We start from the raw sequence: 12547 nt of genomic DNA on the forward strand, positions 1-12547 counted from the left end.
ATGTACGAATAACATTTCAAGTAAATGTACCTAATTTATATATATTTCTCTTCATCCATTCCCTCTGACAATTTATACTGCAATCTATTGACAGTAATAAAAATTATATCAAAATGCACACTTGTCACTACTTCACTAAAGAGATAGAAAAGCTTCTTCTCCAATTCTGTTATATATTCAGAATATTGAAACAAAACTAATCTGCAGCAAAAGAAAAAGCTTTATAAACTCGACAGCAATCAACTGCTCATCTTTTATTAAAACAGAAGAAAACAGTTGGCAACTTAATTATTTCCTTCATACGCTTTTGCAATCATATAAGGCGAAATCATTAAATTTTAGAATTTTTATTCATCCGAAACGGAATAAAGGCACAACCAAAAAAAGTATCCTCCAATGTCTGCTTGCGCATAACGGCATTATCTGTCCTTCGGGACTTATAGCACTATGTCTTCCTAAATTGGATATTGGATTTGTACTTTCTTTTTTCCATTTTTCTTTGGATAAACTTAGCTTTAGATACGACAGAACCATATCTTTGCATTTTGCGCTTAAACATATAAATTTAAACCAAATACTTAAAAATGGCAGACGATTACAAAGATGAATTTTTGCCTCGTTTAGAAAAAAGCTTGCTTTACGCTACATTAAAAAACAAAGCAAAAGAAAAAGATAGCGAAGTTATAACTCTTGTAAATTCAGCGGTTTCAGCTTCTTTCCAACGTACCAAGACAATCTTACGTCACATGGGAGAGTATACCCTGCATGATGGCGACCATCTGTTTAGGGTTCTTAACATCATGGAACGTCTTTTAGGCATTAAGAATATTGAGAATCTTTCGACACCTGAGTTAATGCTTTTAATTTTGAGCGCATTCTTTCATGACATTGGTATGGCCCCAGACGAGAAAGATGTGCTTGCCTGGAAAAAGATTTGGGATATCCGACCAGAATTTACTGATAAAGAAGAAGAAGTGGCTTACAATCAATTTAAAAGATTTTATGAAGCTCGACCTGACCAGCAAGAAATTATTCATCGTTTTTTGGTCCAGGGAAAGAACAGCCAAGCAGATAACATTAAGGTATTTTTGATAAGTGAATTTATTCGTCAAACCCATGCAGAGCGAGCACGTGATATTATCGATCGAGATTGGAATGGAAAAATCCGATTTCGTGAAAGTGATTTAACGGTTGAACTAGCACAGATATGCTACAGTCATAATGAAGATGCTCTTAAATTGCTAGAACTTGAAAAAAACCATCTTTGTGCAATTGATATTTCAGCATGCCTGCCGCTTATTGGCGTTGTGTTAAGGCTCGCAGATATTCTTGATTTTGATTCCAAGAGAACCCCAGCAATACTTTTCTCGCATCTTTATGTTCGAAATCCTGTGTCTTTGCAAGAATGGAACAAACATCGAGCAATTGAGGCATGGGAAATTAGACCTGAGCTAATACAGTTTAGTGCAAAATGTACTCATCCTGCTATTGAGGCGTCCATACATCAATTTTGCAACTTTATCGACCATGAATTGTCAATTTGCAACAATATAGTTTCATCTTTAAATGAATACAATACCAACAAAGGTCGGAACGTATACTTAAAGTTTCCCTTTAAAGTTGATCGTGAAAAAATTGCTACCCAAAAGAACGTGCGTGGTGAGCCACTATATATTTATAGAGACACTCAATTTAATCTTAGCAAGCGACAAGTAATAGACCTGCTGATGGGAACAAAACTATACGGCAGCGCAGAAGTGGCCTTAAGAGAACTGTTGCAAAATTCCATTGACGCATGTTTACTCAGGCAAGCACAGGAAAAAAATTGGGGAAATCCCTATGAACCATCCATAAATGTAAAATACTACAAAGAGAACGATGAAACAATTCTTGAAGTAACAGACAATGGAACGGGTATGGATCAATACATTATTGATACATATTACTCTCGTGTTGGCTCATCATTTTATAAATCTGCAGATTTTTATAATTTGAAGTCTGAGTCGAATGCAGATTTCACACCAACTTCACGATTTGGGATAGGCATTCTATCAAGCTTTATGGTTGCAGATACATTAGTTGTGGACACGAAGCGTTTATATAAGCCCCATAAATCCAGTGACCCTCTGCGCATCACAGTTGAAGGCCAAGAAAGTATATTCCTGATTCAAAGTGGTTCGCGAGAAATTCCAGGGACAACAACAAAACTTATACTTAGAAAGAATAGAAATCCTTGGGAAGAATTATCTGAAGAAGCATTTATTAAGTCTGTTGAAAGAGTTATTCCGAACCCTCCTTTCAAAATTAATATAGAAACAACAACAACGTCAAAGGTACGTGACGAAAATAGCTTCATCGAAACAAAAGCTATATCGATGCAAGACTATACTTGGCGTGAACATGACAACATTAGAAGGTTTGATATCGAACTGGACGATAAATCAACTGGCATAATTGGTTCGGTGGCAGCTGCAATTTTAGAAAGTCATGGTGAACCTGTTCTGGAAATCGACCTTAAACTCAGAGAAGTAGACATAGAGGGCACACCTTACAAACTTCAAAAAAGTATAAAGATTGAAGAGAATCTTATTAAGGAAACGGGAACATCAATAACAATTAATGATGATGGAGAAATTAAAGAGAATAAGTCGTCAAATCAATACACTCGCTCCGCGTCTAGACTATCATTACATGGTATAGAAGTTCCGACAAGTTTATTTATCGAATGGTATTCAATAAAGAATAATCAAGTCCGGTTAGCATGGCCGTTTCCACTTGCGTTTGTAGTAGACGTTTGTGGAAATCGTGACCTTGACCTAAATTCGCCACGAACTGAAATAATAATGAGCGATAAGTGGTTATCATTTGAAGAAGAATTGGCATACCAAATCTGCAAACATATTGCAGACAACGTAGACGATGTTTACTGGGACAAGCTGAAGGTGATTTTTAGCGCTCAGTCTACTAACAAAATGTTTTTAATGGGTATGAATAGAGTAACTAAAGAGTACGATTTTTAAAATGGCGAGGTCTAAAGTTGAATAATATAAGTTATGAAGTTCTAGCTATCTGGGAAATGAAAAAAAAGTAAAGAAGAATTAATTTAATTTTTTTATCTATACTCTAGAAGTATCACGGTTTACGATGATGTTATGAATATCATCTGCTTCCAAAGGTACAACACCGTCCTTACCTGCAAGATATATAGCTATTTCAGCAGCGGATAATGCATGTTGATTTTCCAGACCACGCGCAATAGTTCGGATATATTCATCGCTAGGTCTTGTTATATTTTGCCTGTCTGTTCCACTTGTTAAAGTAAATACCGGAACATCGTCATCCAGGCCCAGAAACAGCAATTTGCCATACCAAGCCTGTCTAAAGATGGTAAAGCCTTCTTCAATCGTCCGCTCGAAATCAAGCACGATTGTTCTCCTTGTACTTGCTTTGCCAAATCTTCAAGTTGCTCACGTGTGATAAGGTATTTGATAACATACGTTTTAGAGGTATTCGATGATTCATTCCTGATAAAAGAAACCCCCATTCCTTGCCAGCCCTTTGAGTTCTCGGCAAAATACAATTCTCTGTCCAAGATTTCGGGTTTTACATCTCGTGGCAAAGTAGTATCTCTACAGCCTTCAAACGCTTTGTCGCTACCTTCAGGTGTACCGCCTCTAATATAACATAGAAATCTTTCATTTGATAGATTAGAGCCGTACGCAACATACCAAACTAAATCTGTGTTCATAGTTTAAATAATAATAAGGAGATTATTTAGGAAATACATCACGAATCGCTTTAAATTCGTCGAAATCTGCTTTCAAACCTGCAATAGTTGGATCGTGATAAATTTCTTCCGGGTTGCTATGCCCCTTAATAAATCCGCAGCATCGCTCGAAAATCTCGTTTAATTTTTCCTTGTGCGAATTTAGCAACGCACCATCAACTTTAACGAATTGCGTCAGGGCAATATTTTTCTGATACCTTTTTACAGTACCACAGAAAATTTCGTGCTCGACAAACAACTCAATTGCTGAGCGAAGATAGCCGTACCCATCTTCAGCAACTTCCGCTTCCGGTCTTTCCTTCGGGGTGTTGTTAATAATAACATTAATTTTTGAAAGATAATCTTTCACACTGTTTTTTTCTTCGTCTGCTTCGGTGATGAAACCAGTTTCGTTGTATTCATTTTTAGAATTATAGAGTTTACAATGAATCGCCTTATATAATGGCTGTTTACTGAAATAAATAAGGCTGTTAAAAAGAAGCACACTGTGGGTAAATATGATAACTTGCCTTTCTGCTGACAATTTAAGCAAACGACGCGCTACATCATCAATAATATGATGGTCAAGACTGTTTACGGGATCGTCAAATATAACAGGGGCTTTGACGTTATCAAGCTGAAGCTCCGCTAAAAATTCGGCCAAAGCAATTGCCTTTTGTTCCCCTTCACTCAAAATATCTGTCAGAGTATGAGCACCAATACGGTGCAATAGTTTGGAGTTTCCCCTATCCGTACTTAAATTCAAATCGATATTAATATGACTTTTGCGCAAAGTTGACAATTCGGCTTTGAAAATTGCACTGAAGTTTGATGCCACAAGTTCTTCTCTTGCCTGTGTAGTCTTGCGGCTTAATGAAGAAGAATTGAATGTGTTGATGTTCGCATTAAGCACCGACACGATTTTGTGATTTGCAACAGCATCTTTAATTTCCTGGACTTTGGTCGATAAGAGCTTTCGATCCTTTAGCTCTGAAATTTTGTTTTTCAACTCTGTTTCTTTTGTATTGATGTTTGCAAGTGAATCGCTTTTTACCTTTAAAACTGCATTTATCTCCGTTTCCTTGTCTTCTATAAATTTGATGTATTTTACATAGTCGAAAGCAAATGTGGAATTTATTGCAACTTCTCCCTCTACAAAGCACTCCTTTAGCTCGCCGAGAACCTTATTGTATTCAGTAATCTCTGAGGGCTGTTTCGCTGTCTGGTCATCATTCGCACCGAAAGTATGCTGGTGCAAAATGAGCTTGGTATCGATTGTTGCAACCAAATCGACAAGTCCCTTTTTACGATTTTTTAATGTCTGTAAGTTTTCCTGCGTCTTGTCGTTTAGTAAGGTGCGATAGCTTTTCAACAATTCTTTGGCTGTGATTTCAAGAGGCTGTTTGCAATATACACAAGTGTCATCTTCAGCCGGATATTCCGGTTTGTCGATAACCTTGATATAATCTTCCGCCGCCTTGATAAAAGACTGGAATTGCGGAGTTTCATAAAAAGTAATACCGTTTGTTTCCGCGACTTCCTTAATTCCTTTCTTCTCTTGAGTTTCCAGCGTTGCAATTTCTTTGTTTAATTCAATAAGCGCCAGCCACTTTGCTGCATTAAATTCAGTCTGCGCACCGCGCATTTGATTTGCCAAAAGCTTTAATTCGGTAATCGAATTTCCGTAGTTTTTGATTTGTGTCTCAAGCAAAGCTTTATTAAGAGCCATCAGTTCCGCTTCTTTATCTTTCAAGTCTTGCTCATGTACATCCGTAAAGGATGACAATTCTTCTATTTTTTGCTGTGAGGAAGTAGCGGAGAGGTTGGCAACGAAAGTTTGCTGTGGCGTTCCGACAGTCAAAAACGGCAAGCAGGCCAATGCGATAGGATGCTGGGCGATTTTCTGTGTAAGAAGTCCGTTCAATTCTGCAAGTTCAGTAGTTACGAGGTTGAATAGATGAAACCCAATAGGCGAAACGATAAGCTGTCGGTCTGACAATGATATTTGTACACAATTGTTATTAAATACCGAAATATTTGCCAAGTCCCCATTATTGTTTGTGCCATCCCAAGTAAAAGAATTGGCAGTACCATTTATAAAGTAATCAATTTTCGCAGATTTGTTTTCTACCGTTCCGTAAATATTATGCAGAATTTTGTTGTTCGGGTCGTAGCTAAAACCTAAAGATTTTAAAATTCTGCCGTAACCGGTTTTACCTGTCCCGTTTTCTCCAAAGACTGCTGTAAGATTTTTACCAAACATAATTGTCTGGTTTTTCGCCAAACGGTTTACACCCGTAACTTCCGACAATTTAGAGATTTCGATGACCTTATCCGTTGGACTGTATTTTGGCTTACCGTTTGTTACAGCAGTTAAACCCGTATGTTGACCAATGGATTGTAAAAAATAATTGAAGATTTCCTGCCTGTCTATCGAAGACAAGGAACATTCAGTAGTAACAATTTTATGAATAAGTAATTTTCCCCAGTCATTATGGTTTTCTGCCCATTCCCAAAGAAAATCTACCAACTCCTTTTTTGTTGCAGTTGTAGACATTAGAATTTCAGTTAAAATTATTGTTCCGTGTAGGTACTAAAAAATATTAAATAGCTGGGCCCACTATAATGCAAATATAGGTAATTTTAACATACAGACTTTAAAGCATATCTGCTGTCAATGTCACGAATGCTTTAAGATCGATTAAATATTATAAAACCTTAAAGCTCGGTCAATTAAAAATATGTCTGCAAAGTTTTTTGCAGAATTTGTCTTGGCTTTCAATTGAACTTGTTAGTCTTTCAAGCTTAAATTACCAATTCGATTTGTAAAGTAAAATCGATACACAAACACAAAAAACTCCAACTAAACAATAAATCAATTGAATGCAAACCTAATTTTCGTACGTATAAGTTGTATATTTACGATATATTTTACTTACAAAAGAAGATAAAAAGAATTTGATGGAAAATAAAAACTCAAAAAGCGGAAATGCAAAAAATACGGAGATTTGCAAAGACTGCGAAGCCCTGGTAGGAAAAAAAAGATATACTCCTCCTCACAGAAATTTAAAAAAAAAAGAAATAAGAGAAGTGAATTCGATTTTTGGCAATGTGGATGAGCACTATTATGAATGTAATTCTTGCTCCACTACATGGTTGCACGAAACAGGCAGTTATGGTGAGGGGTGGATATTGAACTAAAAAAGAGAAAAATGAATCTGGGGTTCATACTTTATTTCACACAATTAGTTAAGGTCAAATTAACTTCTTTTCCTCAATTTTTAATTATCGTGGCAAAATCGTGGCACATTGTATTTTTGAAAACCACAAATACAACAAAATAAAGTCGTGAGAAGTTCATTCAAAACTTTTAGAGCAACATCATTTTTTATTGTAAATTTATGAGCTAACAAATACAATCATAATGAAGATTGGAAGAAATGATTTATGTCCATGTGGAAGTGGTCAAAAATATAAAAAGTGTTGTATAAATTCAAATTCGACATCTTCGACAGATACTTTTCAAAACTACCTCAAAACACACGATGCTTCTGAATTATTGAAAATGATTTCTTTAATTCAGTTAATACCAATAAACCAATCCAAGCTAATCCGTCTGGAAAGCATTCAAGATTTAATTTGCTCAAACTTTGAAAAAGGTGGTCAAGAAATAGATTACAATTCTGTTAAGCGGTTAATTGGCAAAGACTATGCCCATGATTATAGAGAAGACCCTGCCGAATCATGTGGGACGGAAAATTTTATGTTTTTCAATGGCAACAATATCGTATTTCCTGGAATAGCTAAAGATAGTACACAAATTAACCAGTTGCTCTTTAATTCGATTTTTGTCTGGGAAACTGATTTATCTGAAGAATTGAAAATAACAATTCGTGAGGGAGTATATTTTATGCTGTATATTCACAATATGATTGCTGAGCGAATGGGTCTTAAAAGATATCTATTTGAAGATGATTGGAGAGGTGAAATTTATTTTCCAGAAAGTAGCTTCATTAATAGTCATAAAGGCTTGTTTGAGTTTACAAGAGGAGACATTGAGGAAATTTATAAAAGACTGCATATTGAGGAAGATGTCATACAGCATTTTGTAACCACCCAACAGGAACTGATTAAAAACAAAGGGGAAGATATAGTATTAGTAAAAAAGCCCTTTTTAAGGTATGAAGATAAATTTTATTTAGCATTGCCTTCTGCACAAATGTACAGTCTAAACCTTTTTATTAGAAAGCAGATAGAATTGAAAGACCAGATTGAAGTTTTAAATTCATGCTATGAAAAAATGGTTTTAAACGAGTCCCATAAATATCTCAATATTATGTGGGAAAGTGTTGATTTGGGTTTACAATTGAAAAACTATGAATCATTATGGCAGATGGATTCCAACAAATATGCCTACGTAAGATTTATTTCGGAACATCAAGATAATGACATAAAAGAAAGGGCAGATTCAACTATTGCTTTAGCTAAAAAGAACATCAATTACGAAGAAACCGAATTTCTTTCTGTAACTATATTCGCCGGTTACGAACTAGATGAATTCCATTCTTATCCTATAGAATATTTAAAAGAAACCAAATATCAAATTGCACTTAGCTTTTTTGATCTTGAGCGTATTTTCAATCATTGGAAACCAGATGAATTAACTTTATGGAAATATGCCAAAGCAGAAGAAAGAGCGGACAAAGCTAAATTAAAAATGATGCCTATGTTCTCTATATTAACATATTTTCAATGGTATAAAAGAAATCATGACTCTTTTTTTCCGACAGATGATGCACCTCCAAGTATGGTGTGTTTTGATTTTAGTACTCAAGCGGAAATAATTGCCGAATCTGCACAAAAAAACGATAAGCATTTTGTAATGCAAGTTGAAAATAAAATCGGAGATAATTCAGAAGCTAAAGTTAGGCATCTGCCAGTCATCAAAACGAAAGATTACGCGCCAATTTATGTGTCTGAAGAAATATTCAGCAGAAAATTACGCAAAGTTTTAGAAGCTTACAGTTTTCCGATTTGGTTTAGCCATGATGAGAGTGTTGGTACAGTAGGCAGCAATTTTATAGAATCTATGATTTATTGGCTGAATGAATTTGCACATACTTTAAGTTCATATCTGACAAATCTAGGCAATCTTCCAATTGAATTTATATTGTCATTTGATGAACGTTTAAAATCTTTTCTAACATCAGGTATTGAGATTGAAAAGGGCGTAAAAATTAATATAAAATTTGAAGTTGATACGTACTTGAGAAAAATAAAACTAAAAATTCCTATTGAAATATTTTCCGCTTTACATCGAAAGGATAACCATGGAGAACGAATTTTAATGGATACTATCTTAAAATCATTCACTGTTTTACAGCGCCGTTATGGACTAATAGAATTTAGTCAAGAAGAAAGAGAGACATTCTTAGCTTCTCAAATGCCTCTCAGCAGTAAAAAAATGCTGCTGACTTCTCATAAAGCAAATGATTACAAAAGATTTGATAGATTTATTCCTAAACCAAGATATATACAAGATGCTGACGTCTCGGTGGTGCTTGAGAGTCAAATTAAATGGATGAATCTTTCATATCAGGTTCCTGAAAAAATTAACGATATCAATAAGGTTCCCTTCTTAAGTGAATTGATAAATACATTAACTTCTAAGTTAAAAGAATGTCTAAATAATTATAATGCAAAAGAACTTCTTATCGATTTAATGTTAAGACATGAAGCCATTATCCAAAGCTCTAGCAACTGGGATTTAGATTTGCCGGCGAGAATCAAATGCTTTGAAAAGTATCAAGATGTTATTAAGGAATATAGTGAAGATTACAGCAATGTTGTAAAAGCTTCACATTCTTTAAGAAGTTTAATAGAATATGTCGTAGCGGAATGTCCTGCAGGAACCAAAAAAGTAAATATTGATGATGTTGATTTTTTATTAGCTTTAATTAATGAGATCATCTTTTACGGAACTACAAAAGATAGTATAGTCTTGGGAATAGATAATCCCGACATGGGATTGTTATCATCAGGGCGGTTAGGGATGAATCACGATTTTCACGACACAATTTTGGCAGGTTATAAAGAATCAATAATTTTAGATGAGATTCAAGGTGTTAATGAAGATTTCGATAGTCATTTTCAAACCGATGAACAAAATTCCGAAATTGATATAGAAAAAGAAGCTTATTACGACAAAATTACAAATGCGTTTGAAAAAGATTTAGGAATAGATTTTTATCAAATTGGCATGATTGCCGAGTTCTTGGCAAATTATTGCTATTCGAATGAAAATTCTTGGTGGTATTGCACCGAAAATAAATTCATAGATTTAATATCGTCGAACTCAAACCTATCAAAAGCAGAAATAATAGCATTTCTATCTTTCATCCAATTAGAATCTAGAGGTAAAATAGAAAATGTGCCGGAAGGATTTCATGCTAAAGAAACATGGATTTGGCGATTTAATAGAAAACTCTCATACATCCGGAGACCCATAATACGATTAAAACAAGGAGATTCGGAGGTCCTTATGTGGAGCGCAAGACACTTGATAATGGCTTCAGATAACTTAAAGGCAATTTTTTATAATGGAACGTTAAAGGTTGATGAAATTAAAAACCCAAATATAACCGCACTTATAAATGAGCGATTAAATATAAAATCAAATGAATTTAGAAATAAAGTTTTAAATTGGTTTAAAAATACCTCACTGCAAGTTATCGAAAACGAAATTAGAATAAGAAAAAGTGTTTTCCCTAATGCTGATAGAGACTATGGAGACATTGATATTTTAGTTGTAGATAGCTCAAAAAAAATAGTTTATTTAATTGAATGTAAAAATACCAAGCAGGCCAAAGTTATGTATGATTTTCATTTTGATTCAAAGAACTATTTTGAAAAGCAATTACCAAAACATATTAAAAGAGGGGAATTTATATCTAATAATTTAGAACAACTTTCTGGGAAAATAAATATCGATTTAAAAGACTTTACTGTTTCTCCAATTGTAATTTCATCATATCAATTGCCGGTAAAATATTTCCATGATTTAGAAATTCCCATTTATTCATTTCAAGAAATTAAACGTGAAGGCCTTTTTGTTTAGCAAAAGGACATGAGGATAGAAATGTGACATTTTTTTTTGATTTTCATGACAGAATCGAGACAGATTGTGTTTTTAAAAAATAGAAAACCTAATAAATCAAGGTCTAACAAGTCTATGTTCGAAACTCTATGAAAACATATTTTGGAATATATAATTTTGGATTAATAAATAATCTGAACTTGGGTGCAGACTCGGTGCATTCATTTTCAACTGACAGATAAAACACTGTAATAAAACTATTTAGAAACTTAAGTTCGAAACATTACTATACCAAATAAGCTCATCGGATTTGCTGCGCATTTTGGTGTCTACCCGGGGCAAAAAGCACAACGTAAACGATTTACCTTACTTCTAAAAAGTGTTTTGCACAATTAAGAATGTTATGTATTATAAAGTCAAAAAAACAATCTGAGTGAGAACCTAAGAATTTCACAACAAAACATTAATTATCAAATAGTTAAAACACAAAAAACACGTACTAATACTTGGTCAATTTTCATTACTTATTTTTAATTTCACCCTGTAAATTTCCCGATAGCTTTTATTTTAAACTTGATTAACTAAATACAAATCATATGCAAAATGCAATAGCTTTCTCTAACAATGATGTAATTACTATCGCGTGGAGCCTGGGTGAAAAACCAACTGGCTGTATTGGGTACAAACAGTGAATAAACCTTCAATAACAGTACAAAGTCCATCAAAACATCTGTGATTTTTAAGAGTATACCTAGCGTCCTTTTCTGTATTTGTAAGGTCTTCTATTTTTTCACAAAACAGCAAAAGAAAAGACGCTAAAAAAAATTCTGACTAAATTTCACTATTACTGCTGTTTATTTTTATGTTCTCAGAGAGTTCAAAGAGTTTGATTCTAAAATCGGCCATCTTTGTCTCAAGCTGCTCAAGGTCTGGACTGCTTAATGCATCCACTTCAAGACACTGCGTTGAAAAAATAAACCATTTATCCAAGAGCATGATAAAGTCTGCTGTAAGTCGCAGTGACTGAGCAGCATCAACTTCCCGTAGTGTATCATAATATTTTTTAAAATCCTTGTCAATGTGGGCTGTGCAGTTCCTGATTGCATTGGTATTGGCAGTTTCAGCTTTTTTTCTGAATGCTTTCAGTTCAATCTGCAAATCAGCAAATTCCGTGGAAAGCATAGATGATCTAAGGGATATTTCACGAAGTTTCTTATTATGTGCGGTGTAGGTTTTCAATACTTCATGTATTGTAAGATGTGCTTGTTTTATAAAATATAGTTTTTCCCATTCAAATCCGGCATTCAATAGATTTTTTAAAATGATGGCCAGCTCCTGTTTTGCAATGGTTATAAGTGAATTGAATTGCAGTACCTGAGCTGTTTCTTGCATTATCGGACCATCATTTAACCGAGAAGATACTCCGTCAACCTCTTCACATATATCGGTCATTCCCCGCAGGTATACCAAGTGGATCTGCGTCTGGGTAATTGTTATTTTGGTGTAATTCAAAAGGTCGTTATTTTCCATATTATAGTTTTTTAAACCTGCAAAATTAAGAAATTGCTCTTATAGGAATATTGCTGGGTTCACTGCTTTTTTTATTGGTCTGTTTTATTGGAAAATTGCAAGATTTAAAAGGCAGAAAATTTTTAACTTATTTTTTAAAACTTTTCTATTAGTTT

Annotated in this window: 6 protein-coding genes; 3 read left to right on the forward strand and 3 right to left on the reverse strand. The window is 34.3% G+C overall.

The window, feature by feature from the left end; translation table 11 throughout:
• Window positions 1-584: 584 nt before the first annotated feature.
• Window positions 585-3020: an ATP-binding protein gene (locus ASE40_RS20895; protein WP_057119470.1), complete on the forward strand. Its 2436-nt coding sequence runs from the start codon at window positions 585-587 to the stop codon at window positions 3018-3020.
• Between the two features lie 96 nt (window positions 3021-3116).
• On the opposite strand, the gene ASE40_RS20900 is transcribed toward ASE40_RS20895, so the two are convergent.
• The gene (locus ASE40_RS20900; protein WP_057119473.1) at window positions 3117-3425 is read right to left on the reverse strand and encodes a hypothetical protein; all 309 of its coding nucleotides are present in this window, start codon (window positions 3423-3425) and stop codon (window positions 3117-3119) included.
• 345 nt (window positions 3426-3770) lie between these two features.
• Complete coding sequence (locus ASE40_RS20905) at window positions 3771-6323, reverse strand: AAA family ATPase (RefSeq protein WP_057119476.1); 2553 nt, start codon at window positions 6321-6323, stop codon at window positions 3771-3773.
• 404 nt (window positions 6324-6727) lie between these two features.
• Here ASE40_RS20905 and ASE40_RS20910 point away from each other — a divergent pair, with 404 nt between their 5' ends.
• Window positions 6728-6967 (forward strand): hypothetical protein, encoded by a 240-nt coding sequence (locus ASE40_RS20910; RefSeq protein ID WP_057119478.1) that lies wholly within the window; start codon window positions 6728-6730, stop codon window positions 6965-6967.
• Window positions 6968-7190: 223 nt separating this feature from the next.
• Window positions 7191-10883 (forward strand): YecA family protein, encoded by a 3693-nt coding sequence (locus ASE40_RS22155; RefSeq protein ID WP_057119480.1) that lies wholly within the window; start codon window positions 7191-7193, stop codon window positions 10881-10883.
• 810 nt (window positions 10884-11693) lie between these two features.
• On the opposite strand, the gene ASE40_RS20920 is transcribed toward ASE40_RS22155, so the two are convergent.
• The gene (locus tag ASE40_RS20920) at window positions 11694-12392 is read right to left on the reverse strand and encodes a hypothetical protein (RefSeq protein ID WP_057119482.1); all 699 of its coding nucleotides are present in this window, start codon (window positions 12390-12392) and stop codon (window positions 11694-11696) included.
• Window positions 12393-12547: the final 155 nt, after the last annotated feature.

This window comes from Flavobacterium sp. Root935, from assembly GCF_001429295.1.
In the GTDB taxonomy this organism is placed as follows: domain Bacteria; phylum Bacteroidota; class Bacteroidia; order Flavobacteriales; family Flavobacteriaceae; genus Flavobacterium.

Excerpts from the sequence above, each read along its gene's own strand:
- ASE40_RS20895 (WP_057119470.1), top strand. The coding sequence starts at position 585 with ATGGCAGACGATTACAAAGATGAATTTTTGCCTCGTTTAGAAAAAAGC.
- ASE40_RS20905 (WP_057119476.1), bottom strand. The coding sequence starts at position 6,323 with ATGTCTACAACTGCAACAAAAAAGGAGTTGGTAGATTTTCTTTGGGAA.
- ASE40_RS20910 (WP_057119478.1), top strand. The coding sequence starts at position 6,728 with ATGGAAAATAAAAACTCAAAAAGCGGAAATGCAAAAAATACGGAGATT.
- ASE40_RS22155 (WP_057119480.1), top strand. The coding sequence starts at position 7,191 with ATGAAGATTGGAAGAAATGATTTATGTCCATGTGGAAGTGGTCAAAAA.
- ASE40_RS20920 (WP_057119482.1), bottom strand. The coding sequence starts at position 12,392 with ATGGAAAATAACGACCTTTTGAATTACACCAAAATAACAATTACCCAG.